Here is a 16029-nt window from a genome sequence, read left to right on the forward strand (position 1 = left end):
CAGCGGACTTCAGTGCAGCACGCCGTTCTTGCGCGCCACGTGGGTGGAGATCGCGTCCATCAGCGGCGGCGACAGGCAGTCGTACGGCTCCAGCTTCAGTTCGCGCAGGCGATTGCGTATCCCGTCCATCGCCTCCGGACGCGTGCCGCTCTCGATGATCGAGGACACGAACGCGGCGAAGCCCGGCGCCGACCAGCCCTGCTGCGGCGACAGTTCCGTGTGCACGAAATCCAGGCCGTAGAACGGATGTTCGGTGTTCTCGATGCGGCCGTACATGTGCACGCCGCAGCCGGTGCAGGCATGACGGCGGATGGTCGCGCTCTCGTCCACCACCTTGAGCTTCTCCTCGTGCGCGGTCACCTTGACCTTGTCGCGCGCCACCACCGCCACCACCGAGAACGTCGCGCCCTTCGGCTTCCAGCACTTGGTACAGCCGCACGCATGGTTGTGCGCGGTCTGCGCCCCCACTTCCACCACCACCTTGTCGCTGGCGCAGTGGCATTCCAGGGTGCCGCCCTGGAAATGCTCCGCGCCGGCACGCACGCCGGCATCCACCGACGGATGAATCGTCACAGTACTCATCTTGCCCCCTCCCGGGTTCGTTGCGTCGCTGCAATGCGCGGAAACGGCCGCGCGCCGGACTGACCTGCGGTCAGAAGTGGATGACGGTGCGGATCGACTTGCCCTCGTGCATCAGGTGGAAGGCTTCGTTGATCTCGTCCAGCGGCAGGGTGTGGGTGATGAACGGATCGAGGTCGATCGCGCCGTGCATCGCCTGCTCCACCATGCCCGGCAACTGGGTGCGGCCCTTGACCCCGCCGAAGGCGCTGCCGCGCCAGACGCGGCCGGTGACCAGCTGGAACGGGCGCGTGCTGATTTCCTGGCCGGCGCCGGCCACGCCGATGATGACGCTCTCGCCCCAGCCCTTGTGGCAGCACTCCAGCGCCGAGCGCATCACGTGCACGTTGCCGATGCATTCGAAACTGAAGTCCACGCCGCCATCGGTCAGCTCGACGATGACTTCCTGGATCGGCTTGCTGTAATCCTTGGGGTTGATGCAGTCGGTGGCGCCCATGCTGCGCGCCAGCTCGAACTTGCCCGGATTGGTGTCGATGGCCAGGATGCGGCCGGCCTTGGCCTGCACCGCGCCCTGGATCACCGCCAGGCCGATGCCGCCCAGGCCGAACACCGCCACGGTGTCGCCTTCCTTCACCTTGGCCGTGTTGTGCACCGCACCGATGCCGGTGGTGACGCCGCAGCCGAGCAGGCACACCTTCTCCAGCGGCGCCTCGGGATTGACCACCGCCAGCGAGATCTCCGGCACCACCGTGTACTCGCTGAAGGTGCTGCAGCCCATGTAGTGGTAGATCGGCTGGCCGTTGTAGGAGAAGCGGGTGGTGCCGTCGGGCATCAGGCCCTTGCCCTGGGTGGCGCGCACCGCCTGGCACAGGTTGGTCTTGCCGGACAGGCAGAACTTGCACTTGCGACACTCGGCCGTGTACAGCGGGATCACGTGGTCGCCGACCTTGACGCTGGTGACGCCCTCGCCCACCGCCTCGACGATGCCGCCGCCCTCGTGGCCGAGCACCGCCGGGAAGATGCCTTCCGGGTCGTCGCCGGACAGCGTGAACGCGTCGGTATGGCACACGCCGGTGTGGGTGATGCGCACCAGCACCTCGCCCTGGCGCGGCGGTTCGACATCGATCTCCACGATCTGCAGCGGCTGGCCGGCTTCGAATGCAACGGCGGCTCGGGATTTCATGCGCTTTCTCCTGGCTGAGGAAATGGGTGTGGGGTGCGGATCACTTGAGATAGGAGCGGACCAGCATGCCCATCTCGCGCACGCGCGCGGCGCGCTGCGCGTCGGAACTGGCGGGCTGGCCGAATTCTTCGCGGACGTGGGCTTCCATCACCTCCGACATCAGGCCGTTGACCGCACCGCGGATGGCGGCGATCTGCTGCAGCACGGCAGCGCACTCCGTCCCCTCTTCCAGCGCACGTTCCAGCGCCTCGGTCTGGCCGCGCAGGCGGCGGATGCGGGCGAGGACGCGCTTCTTCTCGTGCGGGGTGTGCGGCATGCGGTGAGGCCCTAGAACTATACTGGGGGATAGTATGCCGGCCGCCGGCAAAAGAAAACGGCCGCGCATCCCGCAACCCCGGCCCAGCCTGTGACAGACGCCCCGCCAGCGCAGGTGCCGACGCATGGCAACGCGTGTCGGCACAGGACACGCGACGGCCATGATCCCGCTGCCGGCGCTGCCTATGATGGCCATGCGTTCAGGCGCGGGCCCCGGGTGCGGTGGCCTCGTCCCTGGGCGCCCCCAGTTCCAGGCAGCCGCGGCCACGTCTAGACTGGGCGACTCCCGTGTGGCGGCCCTTCAAGATCGTGGACATGAAATCCTTCATTCTGGTCGTCGACGACGATCCGGATCTGCGCCGACTCATCAGCGAGTTCCTGAGCGACCACGGCTACCAGGTGGACACCGCCGAGACCGTGGCGGACATGCGCCTGCGGATGGCCGAGCGCCAGCCGGACCTGGTGATCCTGGACGTGATGATGCCCGGCGAAGATGGCCTCAGCGCCGCCCGCCAGCTCGCCAGCGAGCGCGGCGCGCCGGCGGTGATCATGCTCAGCGCGCTGGGCAGCGACACCGACCGCATCATCGGCCTGGAGGTCGGCGCCGACGACTACCTGGCCAAGCCATGCAATCCGCGCGAGCTGCTGGCGCGGGTGCGCGCCCTGCTGCGGCGCAGCCAGGCCACGACGCTGCCGCCGGAAGCGCGCGGCAACGTCTACGAGTTCGCCGGCTGGCGGCTGGACGTGATCCGCCGCGACCTGCGCGATCCCACCGGCATCTTCATCAACCTCTCCGACGGCGAGTTCGCGCTGCTGCGCACCTTCGTCGAGCATCCGCAGCGCGTGCTCAGCCGCGACCAGTTGCTCGACTACGCGCGCGGCCGCGACACCGAGGTCTACGATCGGGCCATCGACAGCCAGATCAGCCGCCTGCGCCGCAAGATCAACGAACGCGTGCAGACCGAACTGATCCGCACCGTGCGCAACGAGGGCTACATGCTGCTGCCGAGCGTCGCCCGCCTGTGAGTGCGTCCACGCGCGCCCGCCGCGGCGTGCCGATCTTCGCCCGCGCCTTCCTGCTGCTGGTGGTGGCGCTGCTCACCGCGCAGCTGATCGGCATCGCCCTGGTGCTGCGCACGCCGGTCTACGAGATGCCGGTGCATCCGCCGGAGGTGATCGCCCTGCTCAGCACGCGCATGCCGGCCGGCACCCAGACCCTGAAGGTGCAGGACACCGCGCATGCACCGCTGCCGGCGCGCGACCAGGTACGCGACCGCAATGCCGAACGGGTGATGGCGCACTGGCTGGACGTGCCGCCGGACCAGGTGCGTTTCTACCGCAACAGCGACGGCCGCCTGGAGCGCCTGCGCCTGCGCCTGGGCGAACACCCACCGCCGCCGCCGCACGCCGTCGCCGCCGACGATGCGTCCTCGCACGGGGCGATGCCGCCGCCGCACGGACAGGAACCGCCGCCGATGGAGCCACCGCCCGGCCCGGGCGAGCCACCGCGCGATGGCGCCTTCGGCGGGGCCATGCATGCATCGGGCTGGCGCGAGCGCGGCTTCGCCCCGGCGGTGCCGCTGCTGGATGGCTTCACCGCCGCACTGCGCCAGCCCGACGGGCGCTGGCGCAGCGTGATGTCGCCGCCGCGGCGGTTTTCCAACGAATTCAAGACCCAGGTGGTCATGCTGTTCCTGGCCGGCATGCTGGCGATGCTGCCACTGGCCTGGTGGTTCTCGCGGGCGCTGTCGGCGCCGATCCGGCGCTTCGCCGAGGCGGCCGATCAGCTCGGCCGCAACCCCGACGCGCAACCGCTGCGGCGCAGCGGCCCCAGCGAGATCGTGCAGGCGGCCGATTCGTTCAACGCCATGCAGGCGCGCCTGAACCGGCTGATCAACGAGCGCACGCACATGGTCGCGGCGATCGCCCACGACCTGCGTACGCCGCTGGCGCGGCTGGCGTTCCGCCTGGAGACCCTGCAGTCGCCGCTGCGCGAGAAGACCATGGCCGACATCGACGAGATGAAGGCGATGATCTCCGCGGCGCTGGACTTCATCCACAACGACAGCCGCCGCGGCAAGCGCTCGCCGCTGGATTTCCGCCTGCTGGTGGAAAGCGTGGTCGACGACGCCAGCGACACCGGCGCCGACGTGGTCCTGCTGCTCGGCGACGCCATCACCCTCGACGGCGACCCGCTGTCGCTGCGGCGCATGGTGATGAACCTGGTGGAGAACGCGCTGAAGTACGGCAAGCGCGCGCGCCTGCAGCTGCGCCACGAGGCCGGCGAGTGCGTGCTGTGGATCGACGACGACGGCCCCGGCATCGATCCGGCGCAGCGCGAAAAGCTGTTCCTGCCATTCTTCCGCGGCGAGAACTCGCGCAACCGCGATACCGGCGGCATCGGCCTGGGCCTGTCGGTGGCGCACAGCATCGTGCTGGCGCATGGCGGCCAGATCGCCCTGGACAACCGCCCCGAGGGCGGCCTGCGGGTCAGCGTGCGGCTGCCCTGCCACGCGGTCGGCGGCTGAGCCGCCCCGCAGCAGTACCGCCGCACGCCGACCGGCTCAGTGCGGGTTCGGATCGACGATCACGGCGGTGCCATAGCACAGCACCTCGGTCAGGCCAGCCATCAGCTCGGTGGCGTCGTAGCGCACCGCGACGATGGCATTGCCGCCCATCTGCCGCGCGTGCTGCAGCATGTCGCGGTAGGTCTCCAGGCGCGCCTGCTCGCACAGTTGGGTGTAGATGGTGATATTGCCGCCGAAGATGGTCTGCAGCCCGCCCAGGAAGTTGCCGACGATGGAGCGCGAGCGCACGGTGATGCCGCGCACGATGCCCAGATTGCGCACGATGCGGTAGCCGGGAAGCTCCAGCGCGGTGGTCACCATCGCATCGTTGAGCGGCGAGGCCGCCATCGCGCGTGGCGGCGAGGAATTGTACGGATCGGTCATGGATGCCCCCTGTGGCGCCGGTCCGTGGTTCCGCGGACCGCGGACCCGGCACGCGTGCGCCGGAACCGGCAGTGTTAGCACTGCAGGAAGAACGACGCAATCGCCAGGACCAGGCCGCCGATCCACAGCAGCAGCATCGCCACGACGCCGGCCAGGACGACCGCGACGCGTCGCCAGCGGCGCAGGCCGCGCGCGCGCCGCACCACGTGCACGCACAACCCGGCGCCCAACACCACACCGGTGACGATCACGGCCCACCCGAGCAGATCGACGAGCGGATCCTTCGGGCCAACGTCAGCCGGGCATTGGCTGGTCGCATGCGCGGATGCCATGCAGCCGAGCAACACGCTCAGGGCGCCGGCCCTGCCGCCGCGGTGGCGCCCCACACCGCTGCCCGCCTTCATGCAGGTCGCGGACTCGGCACGCACGCGACCAAGCGTGCGCAATGCGAAGGAGCTCGACATGCAACGGGACTTCGCGGAACGCGCAAGATGCAGCTCAACGGATCGGCGGCATGGGGCTGCCGGCACCTGTCGATGAGGGTCGCCGAAACTCGGCCGTCACGGATCGCGACAGCAAGCGCGCGATGATCCAGCCATGCAAGGCGACGAAGGCCGCCGCGAAGACCACACCAATCGCGGACATGGCCCACAGCATCGGCTGCATGTCCGGCGCGCCATGCATCTGCGCAACAGCGAGCTGCTTCTGCATGAACGCGATCATCTGCACCTGCACGACCGCGCCTCCCAGGTTCCATGCGATCACCAGCGACATGGCCGCGATGAAACACCACCGCGCCCAATTCGACCGCCGCAGAAGCCCGATCGAACTCGCCAGGGTCCACGCTGAAAACAGCGTAGTCCCAAGAAAAAACCACCGAAAGTGGGAAAAAATGAAGGCGATCGTCGGCGGCATTCCTGGCGGAAACCTGTGCACCGCATCGGCGAACTGCACGTGATCGAACACGGCGAACACAACGAAGACCTGCATGATGCCGATCACCGTGCCGAAACCGGAGAGTGCGATGAAGATCCAGGCCAGGATGGCGACAAAATTGGACCGCTGTGGCGCCTGATGCATACGTCCCCCTGAAGACGAGTCGACAATAGTGCCGCCTGGCCGCTCCCCGTGCCATCGCCTGCAGCCACATCCGATCGCCGAACGCTCTAACCGCGTCGCGCCATGCGCATGCCTCGGGCACCGCGCTGGTACAGCCAGCGCGCCGGCATGACGCCGCAACAGGCAAGACGGCACTCAGCGGCACCGTCAGGCGGCGTCGCCCGCGGCGACGCGCATCGCCTCAACGTCGCTGCGCCAGCGCCGCGGCATGACGCCCCAGCAACAGCGGCAGGGCGGTCTTCCGCCAGAACACCAGGCTGACGTGGCCGGAGGACATGCCACCATGGCTGAGGCGCGGCACGAACACCGACTCGACAGAGGCGTCGTCCAGCGCCGTGCCGACCAGGCGCGCGAAGGTGTCGGCAAGCAGCGCCTCGCACTGCGCGGACGTCGCCGGCAGCGGCACGCCGGTCAGGGTCAACGCCATCTCCTCCCACAGATACGGATCGCCACGGCCGCCCCATGTGGGCGGCTCGTCCTGGAACAGGCCCGCCATGTCTACGGTCGCGGTCATCGTCGTGCTGGCCCAGCGGCGCGCGGCGCTGCGCTCAGTACGCGAACTCGCGGAACACGTGGTCGATGTCGCCCTGCCACGCGCCGTGGTACAGCGCCAGCTTGCGCTCGGCCGCGGTCTCGCCGGCGTGCAGGATTTCCACCAGCGGCTCGAGGAAGCGCGATTCGTCCTGGCCGTCGCGATTCAGGCGCGCACGCCGGCGCAGGCCGTCCAGGGCGATCTTCACCGCCTCGGCGGCCAGGTCCTGCACGGTGCCGTTGCGGAACGGCAGCTTCAGCGCCAGCTTCGGCACGCCGTCGCGCAACGCGTGGCGTTCGACCAGGCTGAAATCCTTGACCAGGTCCCAGGCCGCATCCAGTGCGGCATCGTCGTACAGCAGGCCGACCCAGAACGCCGACAGCGCGCACAGCCGGCCCCACGGGCCAGCGTCGGCGCCGCGCATTTCCAGGTACTTCTTCAGGCGCACTTCCGGGAACGCGGTGGTCATGTGGTCGGACCAGTCGCGCAAGGTCGGCAACGCGCCCGGCAAGGCAGGCAGCCTGCCCTGCAGGAAGTCGCGGAAGCTCTGTCCGCTGGCGTCCACGTAGGTGCCGTTACGGTAGGAGAAGTACATCGGCACGTCGAGCAGGTAGTCGACGTAGCGCTCGTAGCCGAAGCCGTCCTCGAACACGAAGTCGAGCATGCCGGTGCGGTCGGCGTCGGTATCGGTCCAGATGTGCGAGCGGTAGCTGAGGTAGCCGTTGGGCGTGCCGTCGGCGAACGGCGAATCGGCGAACAGCGCGGTGGCGATCGGCTGCAGCGCCAGCGACACGCGGAACTTGCGCACCATGTCCGCTTCGCTGGCGTAGTCCAGGTTGACCTGCACGGTGCAGGTGCGGGTCATCATGTCCAGGCCGAGCGCGCCGACCTTGGGCATGTAGTGTTTCATGATCTTGTAGCGGCCCTTGGGCATCCACGGCATCTCGTCGCGGCGCCACTTCGGCTGGAAGCCCATGCCGAGGAAGCCCAGGCCCAGTTCGTCGGCGACCTGCTTGACCTCGTTGAGGTGGCTGCCCACTTCCACGCAGGTGTCGTGGATGGTCGGCAGCGGCGCGCCGGACAGTTCCAACTGGCCGGCCGGCTCCAGCGTCACCGAGGCGCCGTCGCGCAGCAGGGCGATGGTGTGCCCGGCTTCGCGCACCGGCTCCCAGCCGAAGCGGGTCAGGCCCAGCAGCAGCGCCTCGATGCCGCGCTCGCCGTCGAAGGTCGGCGGCCGCAGGTCGTCCAGGCGGAAGCCGAACTTCTCGTGCTCGGTGCCGATGCGCCACTGCGCTTCGGGCTTCTCTCCAGAGGCGAGCACCTGCACCAGTTCGGCGCGGTCGGTGATCGGCGTCTCGGCAACGTGGCTGGGGCTCGACAAGGGCAGGACTCGCACGGCGGGTGAGGCGATGTGGGGACCGGGCCCGGCCATCGCAAGGCCCGCACTATAGCCTGCCGGGGGTGAGGCCCATATCGCTACCGGCGGCACTGCAGCATTCCACGGCCGCGCCGCCGCCGCGTCGAGAGTGAGACGCAGCAAGCGCCCGCGGCGCCGGCTTCGGTAGGCTGCGGACTCTCCCACCGCCCGCGGCAGGCAACGCATGCGCCCGACCCACTCCGAACGCCATCGCACCGACCGCGCCGGCTGGCTGCGCGCGGCCGTGCTCGGCGCCAACGACGGCATCCTGTCCGTGGCCGGCCTGGTGGTCGGCGTCGCCAGCAGCGGCGCGTCGGCGGCCACGGTATTGACCACCGGCATCGCCGGCCTGGTCGCCGGCGCGATGTCGATGGCCGCCGGCGAATACGTGTCGGTGCAATCGCAGGCCGACACCGAGCGCGCCGACCTGGCGCTGGAACGCCGCGAACTGCACGAGGATCCGCAGAGCGAACTGGAGGAACTGATCGCGATCTATCGCCAGCGCGGCCTCGATCCCGCCCTCGCCCGCCAGGTTGCCGAGCAGTTGACCGCGCACGATGCGCTGGGCGCGCACGCGCGCGACGAACTCGGCATCACCGAGAGCCTGCGTGCGCGCCCGCTGCAGGCGGCCGCCGCATCGGCGGCGGCGTTCTGCAGCGGCGCGGCGCTGCCGATCGTGGCCGCCTGGCTGGCACCGGACGGACGGCAACTGTGGGTGACCGGCGCGGCCACCCTCGTCGGCCTGTCGCTGACCGGCGCGCTGGCCGCGCGCGCCGGCGGCGCCTCGGGCCTGCGCGGCGCGGTGCGCGTGGTGTTCTGGGGCGCGGCGGCGATGCTCGCCAGCGGCGCGATCGGCCATGTGTTCGGCGTGCATGTCTGAGCGGGCATGCGCGGTAATGGGTAGCATCACCGGCATGGCCGACGCCCGTTTCCCCGAAATGCAAGGCAAGCGCACGCCCATCGCTCAAAACGCAACCTGACCTGGAGGACTGAAAATCAACACGGACACCTGCGTCGTCGACCACATGGGATTTTCCGTTTCATCGCTGGAGGAGGCGATCGCGTTCTGGACTGAGGCCATGGGCTTCGAACTTGTCCGCACAGGCGAAATGGGCGGCGATTTCCTGCGCGAGGTGACGGGTGTCGACGATCCTCGTTGCCGCATGGCGCTGGTGGTCTCGCCTGCCGGCTTTCCCATCGAACTGCTGGAATACTCGACAGCTCGCACGTTGGGCAAGACACCCGCGAGCGCTGGCGCGATCGGCGCAGCCCATCTTGCCGTCACCGTGACGGAGATCGACGTGGCTGTCGCCAGGATCCAGGCGCAGGGATGGCACTTGAAAGGATCTCCGCGGCCGATCGAGGCAGGGCCACGCTCGGGAACCGTCGTTGTCTACGTCAGCGGGCCCGACGGGATCACCATCGAGCTCATGCAACCTCCCAGGTAAGCGTGGCTGACAAAACGACTGCGCAGTCGCCAGACCGCGGGGAAGCGGCCTGTGGCGTGCCGAGACCGGCAGTTTGCGGGGCCGGCGCCAGCGCAGTCGTGGTGGTCAGACCGGCTGCGACGTAGCAGCTTGGCGCTTTGCTCTGAGCGCGCGCGCCGCGCTGCGTTAGCATCGCAGCCATGGCCGACACCACCTCTCCCGACGCCCTGCTGCTGGCGCGTCTTTCCAGCCTGGCCGACTGCACCCAGGCGGAGGGCTACGCCTGCATCAGCGCCCGCCGCGAACACGGCGCGCGCTCGGTGGAGATCCCGCGGCCGCAGCTGGCGATCCTGCTGCAGGGCCGCAAGCAGGTGCGCACCGCCACGCAGACCCTGGACTTCGTGCCGGGCGACCTGTTCCTGGTGACGCGGCGCTGCCGCATCGATGTGGTCAACATCCCGGATCCGCACAGCGGCCTGTACCTGAGCGTGCTGGTGCCGCTGTGCGAGGAAGCGCTGAGCGCCGCCCGCGTGCTGTGGAACGAGCCGCTGCCCGCCGCCGGCGCGGAACTGGCGCGCCTGCGTGCCGAGACCTTCGGCGGCACCCTGCTGCAATGGCGGCAGGCACTGCAGGACGGCCGCTACACCGAGGCGCGGCTGGCGCTGGCGGCCCTGGTGGTGGCGCTGTGCCGGCAAGGCCACGGCGGCCTGCTGCTGCCGCCGGCGCCAAGCGTGGCGGCGCAGGTGCGCGAGCTGATCGCCGCACAGCCGCAGCGCGGCTGGCGTTCGCGCGACATCGAAGACCACCTGGGACTGAGCGGTGCGACCCTGCGCCGGCACCTGGCCGGCGAAGGCACCTCCTTGCGCGAGCTGCTTGCCGATGCGCGCCTGGCGCATGCGATGCAGCTGCTGTACACCACGCGCTGGCCGCTGAAGACGGTCGCCGCGCACGCCGGCTACCGCTCGGTGCGCAGCTTCAGCCAACGCTTCCAGCAACGCTACGGCCTGGATCCGGCCAGCATCGGCAATTGAGCCACGTCGGCGTTGAGCGCCGCGCGCAGCGGAATGAGCGAATCGCGCAGCGGGACCGGCGCAGCATTCTGGTACCGCGGCGCCTGCCGCATTGCCAGGAAATCCCATGTCCGTGTTCCCGTTGCGCGCGCTGTGCGCGCTGGCCCTGACCGCCAGCACGGCGCTGACGCTGCCGCCCATCGCCCATGCCGCCGCGCCGGAGAGCGCCGTTGCGCAAGTACCCGGCGTCTATCGCCAGGCGGTCGGCCGCTTGCGCATCACCGCCCTGTTCGACGGCACCGTGGCGCTGCCGCGCGCGCAACTGGCGAACATCCCGCCAGAGGCGATCGCGCGCCTGCTCGACCACCGCTACGTGCCGGAGAACGACAAGGGCCTGCAGACCGCGGTCAACGCCTACCTGATCCAGGACGGCACGCACCTGACCCTGGTCGATACCGGCACCGCGACTTGTTTTGGCCCCGGACTCGGCCAGGTGCTGGCCAACCTGCGCGCGGCCGGCTACGCACCCGAGCAGGTCGACGATGTGCTGCTGACCCACGCCCATCCCGATCACCTGTGCGGCCTGCTCGATGCGCAGGGCCAGCCCGCCTATCCCAAGGCGACGGTGTGGCTGAGCGCCGCTGACGCCGCGTACTGGCTGGATCCGGCCAGCGAGGCCGGCGCGCCGCAGATGTTGCGCTTCGCCTTCCCGCTGGCGCGCGCGGCGGTGGCGCCGTACCAGGCGGCGCAGCGGCTGCGCCGTTTCCACCCCAGCGACGCGTTGCCGGGCGGTGCGGTGGCGCTGGACACCCACGGGCACACGCCCGGACACGTGTCGTACCGCTTCGACGGTGGTGCGGGGCAGCAATTGCTGGTGTGGGGCGACCTGGTGCACTACCACGCGGTGCAGTTCGCGCAACCGCAGGCCTCGTACGAGGCCGACAGCGACCGCGCCGCAGCGATCGCCGCACGCAAGCGCATGCTGGCGCAGGCCGCGGACCACGGCTGGTGGGTGGCCGGCGCGCACCTGCCGTTCCCGGGCCTGGGCCACGTGCGCCGCGAGGGTGAAGCGTTCGCCTGGGTGCCGGCGGAGTTTTCGCCGTTGTCGGCGGCGCCTTGAGGCTGTTCTTTCTTGGAAGAAAGAACAGCTGCTAGCCCCTCTCCCCTCGGGAGAGGGGTTGGGGTGAGGGTCCGGCGCGAAGCGTCTCGCAGAGTTCGAGTGCACGAGGCTTCGCCCGTACCCTCATCCGCCCCTTCGGGGCACCTTCTCCCAAGGGGAGAAGGGAACGGCTAGCCCCTCTCCCTCCGGGAGAGGGGTTGGGGTGAGGGTCCGGCGCGAAAGCGTCTCGCAGCGTTCAAGCGCAAGAGGCCGAATCCGACACCACCCCACTCACTCCGCGACAGTCGGCTCCGTCTCCAACCCCAGCCAGCCACCGACGATGCCACGCAACTCGTCCACGCCCTGGCGGCTCTCGCCGGAGAAGGCCTGCACGCTGACGGTGTCGCCGAACGCGCTGGCCAGCTCCTTGCGTACCTGCTGCAGCACCTGCGCCTGCTGGCCGCGGCCGAGCTTGTCGGCCTTGGTCAGCAACGCATGCGCCGGCAGGCCGCGCTGCACCGCATACCCGAGCATCTGCCGGTCGTAGTCCTTGAGCGGATGGCGGATGTCCATCACCACCACCAGCCCGCGCAGGGCCTCGCGCGTGCGGAAATAGGTGTCGATGAACTTCTGCCAGTGCGCCTGCAGTTCCTGCGGCACCTTGGCGTAGCCGTAGCCGGGCAGGTCCACCAGGTAGCGCTCGGGCTGGACCTGGAAGAACACCAGTTGCTGCGTACGGCCTGGCGTCTTGGAGACACGGGCCAGGGCGTTCTGCCGGGTCAGCGCGTTCAGCGCGCTGGACTTGCCGGCGTTGGAGCGGCCGGCGAAGGCCACCTCCCAGCCGCCGTCGTCCGGCAACTGACGGGCATTGTGGGCGGACAACAGATACTGGGCACGTTCGAGGATCAGCGACATCCGCCTAGGATCGCACGTCCGCGGCCCCTGGCGGGCTTCGTTGACCGCCGGGCCGCGGCATGCCGATAATCGCGCGAGTGCGGTCGCCGGCCCGGCAGCCGCGGGGTCGGGTCATACGGAGCTTCAGCAATGCGCCACGCTCGCGTTCTTGCCTTTGCCGGTCTAGCGGTTTCCGTCGCCGCCGCGGTCGCGTTCGCGCAGACCTCGGTGGTTCCCATTCCAGACCACGCCCCGGTGCGCACCACGCCGCTGGAGAGCGACGTCGGCAAGGCCGCCTGGGGCGATCCCAAGGCCGGCCAGGCCAAGGCCGCGGCCTGCGCCGCCTGCCACGGTGCGGACGGCAATCCCGCCATCGCCATGTATCCGCGCATCGCCGGCCAGATGGAGCGCTACAGCGCGCGGCAGATGGCGCTGATCGCGCATGGCGAGCGCACCAGCGGCGCGGTCGCGGCGATGGTGCCGTTCGTGCAGCCGTTGAGCACGCAGGACATGCGCGACATCGGCGCCTACTTCGCCACGCAGAAGGCCGGCGCCGGCATCGCCGACGACGCAGTGATCGCCGACGGCCCGTACGCCGGCATGAAGTTCTACGAGGTCGGCCAGCAGCTGTATCGCGGCGGCGATGCGACCCGCGGCATCCCCGCGTGCATGGCCTGCCACGGCCCGGCCGGCGCCGGCAACCCTGGCCCCGCCTACCCGCATCTGGGCGGCCAGCACGCCGACTACGTGGCGCGGCGCCTGCAGGAGTACCAGGCCGGCACCACCCAGGAACGCGATCCGACGATGTTCAAGATCATGGCGCAGGTGGCCAAGCCGCTGACCAACCAGGAGATCAAGGCGCTGGGCAGCTACCTGCAGGGCCTGCACGACCGCGCCGACGACGCGGCCGCCGCACAGGCCGCACCGGCCGCGGCAACGCCACAGCAGCCGGCGCCCGCGCAACAATCCTGACCGCGCGCCGCCGCGGCGGCGCCGGCCCGTTTCCCCTTCGCGCCGGTCCCGACGACCGGCGTTCGTTTTTTGCCATTGGAGATCGCATGAATCGTCTGCCCCGCCTGCTGTTGTGCCTGCTCGCCCTGCTGCCGTTGAGCGCCTGCGCGCAACCCAAGTCCGCCACTGTGGTGGAAGGCGAGGACTACACCCTGATCGCCGACCCCAAGCCGTTCGCGCCGCTGGCCGGCAAGATCGAGGTGGTGGAAGTGTTCGGCTATACCTGCCCGCATTGCGCGCACTTCGAGCCGCTGCTGGAGGAATGGGCCGGCAAGCAGGCCAAGGACGTGCGCCTGACCCTGGTGCCGGCGGCGTTCGGCGGCTACTGGGACAGCTTCGCCAGCGCCTTCTACGCCGCGCAGCAACTGGGCGTGCAGAGCCGCAGCCACCGTGCCATGTTCGAGGCCATCCACGACAAGCGCAGCGTGCCGGTGCAGAACGTGGCGCCGGAGGAACTGGCCACGTTCTACGCCGGCTTCGGGGTCAAGCCGCAGGCCTTCATCGCCGCCTACCAGAGCCCGCAGGTCGCCGCGCAGGTGAAGGCCGCGCGCGATTTCGCCGTGCGCGCCGACATCGCCGGCACTCCGGCGCTGATCGTCAACGGCAAGTACCTGGTCAAGGGCAAGAACTTCGAGGACATGCTGCGCATCGCCGATGCGCTGATCGCCCGCGAGCGCGCCGGCAAGTAATCGGCGCACGGCGCTTCATCCGCGCCATGGCATCATGACGGGGTGGCCGGACCGCGCTTGCGGCGCGTCCGGCGTTTTTCCCCCATCCTGCTGGAGATGTCGCCGATGAAGACCCGCTTCGCCCTGACCCTGATGGCCCTGCTGCCGATCCTGGTGGCATGCAAGGCCCAGGACGGCACTGCCGACACCGTCGCCCCTGCTTCCGGCACCGCCGCGGCCCCGGCTGCGCCCGCCGCTGGCACTGACGCCGCCGCGCCCGCCGAGACCCCGGCCGCGCCTGCGGCCACCACCGCCGATGCCGCCGCGCAGCCCGCCGCCACCGACGGCGACAGCGACAGCGCCGCCGCGGCCAAGCCGGTCGCCGCCAAGACCCCGAACGGCCCGGAGCCGGTCGCCGGCACCGACTACGTCGACATCGCGGGCGGCCAGCCGTTCCAGCCGACCAACGGCAAGATCGAGGTGGCCGAGATCTTCGGCTACGTCTGCCCGGCCTGCGCGCGCTTCCAGCCGCTGATCGGCCCGTGGAAGGCTGGCCTGCCGTCGGACGTGCGCTTCGTCTATGTGCCGGCGATGTTCGGCGGCACCTGGGACGACTACGCCCGCGCGTTCTACGCCGCCGAGGCGCTGGGCGTGCAGGAGAAGACCCACGAGGCGCTGTACAAGGCGATCCACGTCGACGAGACCCTGAAGGGCGAGCGCGGCCGCGACTCGGTGCAGGACATCGCCAACTTCTACGCCAAGTACGGCGTGGACCCGAAGCAGTTCGCCGACACCATGGGCAGCTTCGCGGTGGCCACCAAGACCAACCGCGCCAAGCAGTTCGCCACGCGCAGCGGCATCACCGGCACGCCGTCGCTGATCATCAACGGCAAGTACCTGGTCAAGGGCAAGAGCTACGACGACATGCTGCGCGTGGCCGATCACCTGATCGCGCGCGAGCGCGCGGCGATGGCCAAGTAAGCCGTCCGCCCCGGGCCGCACCGCCGTGACCGCTCCCGCCACCCGCACCCTGCGCGTGCTGACCGCCAACATCCAGGCCGGTTCCAGCACACGCCGCTACAGCGACTACGTGACCCGCAGCTGGTCGCATGCGCTACCGGCCGGGCGCAAGCGCAGCAGCCTGGACGCGATCGCGCAACTGGCCAGCGACCACGACATCGTCGGCCTGCAGGAGGCCGACCCCGGCAGCCTGCGCTCGGGTTTCACCAACCAGACCCACTACCTGGCCGAGCGCGCCGGCTTCAACTACTGGAGCCACCAGCCGAACCGCCGCGTGGGCGGCGTGGCGTCCAGCGCCAACGGCCTGCTCAGCCGGCTGGAGCCGGTGGAAGTGCAGGACCACGCCCTGCCCGGCCGGCTCGGCGGGCGCGGCGTGCTGCTGGCCAAGTTCGGCAACGGCGCCGACGGCCTGGCGGTGGCGGTGGCGCACCTGTCGCTGGGCGCCAATTCGCGCGCGGCGCAGTTGGCCTTCATCGCCGAGTTGCTGTCCGATCATCCCAACGCGGTGCTGATGGGCGACTTCAACTGCGTCGCCGACCGCCCGGAAATGCAGTTGCTCTACAAACGCACCCGGCTGCAACCGCCGGGCTGCGTGGTGCCGACCTTCCCCAGTTGGCGCCCGCAGCGCGCCATCGACCACATCCTGGTCAGTGACGGCCTGCGCTGCAACGAACAGCGTGCGGTGCCTGCGGCGTTCTCCGACCACCTGGCGGTGGCCACCGAGATCGACGTGCCGCAGCACTTGTTGCGCTGAGACAGCACGTCGATTCTTTTAGCGCGTCGTCGCGGCTGAAGCCGCTCCTA

18 protein-coding genes and 2 pseudogenes are annotated in these 16029 nt (G+C 69.9%); 11 read left to right on the forward strand and 9 right to left on the reverse strand.

The features are described 5' to 3' along the window. Positions 1–9: 9 nt before the first annotated feature. From gfa to AC1PLR_RS16545, 3 genes are all read right to left on the reverse strand, one after another. The gene (gene gfa, locus AC1PLR_RS16535; RefSeq protein WP_010344556.1) at positions 10–582 is read right to left on the reverse strand and encodes an S-(hydroxymethyl)glutathione synthase; all 573 of its coding nucleotides are present in this window, start codon (positions 580–582) and stop codon (positions 10–12) included. Between the two features lie 70 nt (positions 583–652). After that, the gene (locus tag AC1PLR_RS16540; protein WP_481101684.1) at positions 653–1762 is read right to left on the reverse strand and encodes an S-(hydroxymethyl)glutathione dehydrogenase/class III alcohol dehydrogenase; all 1110 of its coding nucleotides are present in this window, start codon (positions 1760–1762) and stop codon (positions 653–655) included. A 40-nt stretch (positions 1763–1802) separates the two neighbouring features. Next, entirely contained in the window at positions 1803–2078 is a 276-nt protein-coding gene (locus AC1PLR_RS16545) for a metal/formaldehyde-sensitive transcriptional repressor (RefSeq protein ID WP_010344558.1), read from the reverse strand. A 314-nt stretch (positions 2079–2392) separates the two neighbouring features. On the opposite strand from AC1PLR_RS16545, the gene AC1PLR_RS16550 reads away from it, so the two are divergent. From AC1PLR_RS16550 to AC1PLR_RS16560, 3 genes and pseudogenes are all read left to right on the forward strand, one after another. Continuing rightward, the gene (locus tag AC1PLR_RS16550; protein WP_209030781.1) at positions 2393–3103 is read left to right on the forward strand and encodes a response regulator; all 711 of its coding nucleotides are present in this window, start codon (positions 2393–2395) and stop codon (positions 3101–3103) included. Next, positions 3100–3427, forward strand: a pseudogene (locus AC1PLR_RS16555) (two-component sensor histidine kinase); the annotation flags it as partial. The gene AC1PLR_RS16550 and the pseudogene AC1PLR_RS16555, both read left to right, overlap by 4 nt. A 218-nt stretch (positions 3428–3645) precedes the next feature. Next, positions 3646–4605: pseudogene (locus tag AC1PLR_RS16560) on the forward strand (ATP-binding protein); the annotation flags it as partial. Positions 4606–4641: 36 nt separating this feature from the next. Here the strand turns inward: AC1PLR_RS16560 and AC1PLR_RS16565 are convergent. The 5 genes from AC1PLR_RS16565 to AC1PLR_RS16585 form a co-directional block, all read right to left on the reverse strand. Further along, positions 4642–5028, reverse strand: a complete 387-nt coding sequence (locus tag AC1PLR_RS16565) for a YbjQ family protein (protein WP_481101685.1) — start codon at positions 5026–5028, stop codon at positions 4642–4644. A gap of 74 nt (positions 5029–5102) precedes the next feature. Then, complete coding sequence (locus tag AC1PLR_RS16570; protein ID WP_481101686.1) at positions 5103–5492, reverse strand: hypothetical protein; 390 nt, start codon at positions 5490–5492, stop codon at positions 5103–5105. Positions 5493–5526: 34 nt separating this feature from the next. Next, positions 5527–6108, reverse strand: a complete 582-nt coding sequence (locus AC1PLR_RS16575) for a hypothetical protein (RefSeq protein ID WP_481101687.1) — start codon at positions 6106–6108, stop codon at positions 5527–5529. Positions 6109–6328: 220 nt separating this feature from the next. Then, on the reverse strand, positions 6329–6661 hold the full coding sequence (locus tag AC1PLR_RS16580; RefSeq protein ID WP_481101688.1) for a hypothetical protein: 333 nt from the start codon (positions 6659–6661) through the stop codon (positions 6329–6331). Between the two features lie 34 nt (positions 6662–6695). Further along, on the reverse strand, positions 6696–8060 hold the full coding sequence (locus tag AC1PLR_RS16585) for a glutamate--cysteine ligase (RefSeq protein ID WP_481101689.1): 1365 nt from the start codon (positions 8058–8060) through the stop codon (positions 6696–6698). A 220-nt stretch (positions 8061–8280) separates the two neighbouring features. On the opposite strand from AC1PLR_RS16585, the gene AC1PLR_RS16590 reads away from it, so the two are divergent. From AC1PLR_RS16590 to AC1PLR_RS16605, 4 genes are all read left to right on the forward strand, one after another. Then, positions 8281–8976 (forward strand): VIT1/CCC1 transporter family protein, encoded by a 696-nt coding sequence (locus tag AC1PLR_RS16590; protein ID WP_481101690.1) that lies wholly within the window; start codon positions 8281–8283, stop codon positions 8974–8976. Positions 8977–9121: 145 nt separating this feature from the next. After that, on the forward strand, positions 9122–9544 hold the full coding sequence (locus AC1PLR_RS16595; RefSeq protein WP_481101691.1) for a VOC family protein: 423 nt from the start codon (positions 9122–9124) through the stop codon (positions 9542–9544). A gap of 179 nt (positions 9545–9723) precedes the next feature. Next, positions 9724–10554 carry a helix-turn-helix domain-containing protein gene (locus AC1PLR_RS16600; RefSeq protein WP_371183490.1) on the forward strand — a complete coding sequence of 277 codons (831 nt, stop codon included), beginning with the start codon at positions 9724–9726 and terminating at the stop codon, positions 10552–10554. A gap of 106 nt (positions 10555–10660) precedes the next feature. Then, the gene (locus AC1PLR_RS16605; RefSeq protein WP_481101692.1) at positions 10661–11653 is read left to right on the forward strand and encodes an MBL fold metallo-hydrolase; all 993 of its coding nucleotides are present in this window, start codon (positions 10661–10663) and stop codon (positions 11651–11653) included. 270 nt (positions 11654–11923) lie between these two features. Here the strand turns inward: AC1PLR_RS16605 and yihA are convergent, their stop codons facing one another. Continuing rightward, positions 11924–12547, reverse strand: a complete 624-nt coding sequence (gene yihA / locus AC1PLR_RS16610) for a ribosome biogenesis GTP-binding protein YihA/YsxC (RefSeq protein ID WP_481101693.1) — start codon at positions 12545–12547, stop codon at positions 11924–11926. 129 nt (positions 12548–12676) lie between these two features. Between yihA and AC1PLR_RS16615 the strand changes: the two genes are divergently transcribed. The 4 genes from AC1PLR_RS16615 to AC1PLR_RS16630 all read left to right on the forward strand — a co-directional run bounded on the left by AC1PLR_RS16615 (position 12677) and on the right by AC1PLR_RS16630 (position 15979). Continuing rightward, on the forward strand, positions 12677–13498 hold the full coding sequence (locus AC1PLR_RS16615; RefSeq protein ID WP_481101694.1) for a c-type cytochrome: 822 nt from the start codon (positions 12677–12679) through the stop codon (positions 13496–13498). 86 nt (positions 13499–13584) lie between these two features. Then, the gene (locus AC1PLR_RS16620) at positions 13585–14226 is read left to right on the forward strand and encodes a thiol:disulfide interchange protein DsbA/DsbL (protein WP_481098878.1); all 642 of its coding nucleotides are present in this window, start codon (positions 13585–13587) and stop codon (positions 14224–14226) included. A 105-nt stretch (positions 14227–14331) separates the two neighbouring features. Beyond that, complete coding sequence (locus tag AC1PLR_RS16625; protein ID WP_481101695.1) at positions 14332–15186, forward strand: thiol:disulfide interchange protein DsbA/DsbL; 855 nt, start codon at positions 14332–14334, stop codon at positions 15184–15186. A 25-nt stretch (positions 15187–15211) separates the two neighbouring features. Continuing rightward, on the forward strand, positions 15212–15979 hold the full coding sequence (locus AC1PLR_RS16630) for an endonuclease/exonuclease/phosphatase family protein (protein ID WP_040902002.1): 768 nt from the start codon (positions 15212–15214) through the stop codon (positions 15977–15979). Positions 15980–16029: the final 50 nt, after the last annotated feature.

Source organism: Xanthomonas sp. NCPPB 3570 (genome assembly GCF_056725115.1).

Coding starts and splice junctions, on each gene's coding strand:
- gfa (WP_010344556.1), bottom strand. CDS start 582: ATGAGTACTGTGACGATTCATCCGTCGGTGGATGCCGGCGTGCGTGCC.
- AC1PLR_RS16540 (WP_481101684.1), bottom strand. CDS start 1,762: ATGAAATCCCGAGCCGCCGTTGCATTCGAAGCCGGCCAGCCGCTGCAG.
- AC1PLR_RS16545 (WP_010344558.1), bottom strand. CDS start 2,078: ATGCCGCACACCCCGCACGAGAAGAAGCGCGTCCTCGCCCGCATCCGC.
- AC1PLR_RS16550 (WP_209030781.1), top strand. CDS start 2,393: ATGAAATCCTTCATTCTGGTCGTCGACGACGATCCGGATCTGCGCCGA.
- AC1PLR_RS16565 (WP_481101685.1), bottom strand. CDS start 5,028: ATGACCGATCCGTACAATTCCTCGCCGCCACGCGCGATGGCGGCCTCG.
- AC1PLR_RS16570 (WP_481101686.1), bottom strand. CDS start 5,492: ATGTCGAGCTCCTTCGCATTGCGCACGCTTGGTCGCGTGCGTGCCGAG.
- AC1PLR_RS16575 (WP_481101687.1), bottom strand. CDS start 6,108: ATGCATCAGGCGCCACAGCGGTCCAATTTTGTCGCCATCCTGGCCTGG.
- AC1PLR_RS16580 (WP_481101688.1), bottom strand. CDS start 6,661: ATGACCGCGACCGTAGACATGGCGGGCCTGTTCCAGGACGAGCCGCCC.
- AC1PLR_RS16590 (WP_481101690.1), top strand. CDS start 8,281: ATGCGCCCGACCCACTCCGAACGCCATCGCACCGACCGCGCCGGCTGG.
- AC1PLR_RS16595 (WP_481101691.1), top strand. CDS start 9,122: ATGGGATTTTCCGTTTCATCGCTGGAGGAGGCGATCGCGTTCTGGACT.
- AC1PLR_RS16600 (WP_371183490.1), top strand. CDS start 9,724: ATGGCCGACACCACCTCTCCCGACGCCCTGCTGCTGGCGCGTCTTTCC.
- AC1PLR_RS16605 (WP_481101692.1), top strand. CDS start 10,661: ATGTCCGTGTTCCCGTTGCGCGCGCTGTGCGCGCTGGCCCTGACCGCC.
- yihA (WP_481101693.1), bottom strand. CDS start 12,547: ATGTCGCTGATCCTCGAACGTGCCCAGTATCTGTTGTCCGCCCACAAT.
- AC1PLR_RS16615 (WP_481101694.1), top strand. CDS start 12,677: ATGCGCCACGCTCGCGTTCTTGCCTTTGCCGGTCTAGCGGTTTCCGTC.
- AC1PLR_RS16620 (WP_481098878.1), top strand. CDS start 13,585: ATGAATCGTCTGCCCCGCCTGCTGTTGTGCCTGCTCGCCCTGCTGCCG.
- AC1PLR_RS16625 (WP_481101695.1), top strand. CDS start 14,332: ATGAAGACCCGCTTCGCCCTGACCCTGATGGCCCTGCTGCCGATCCTG.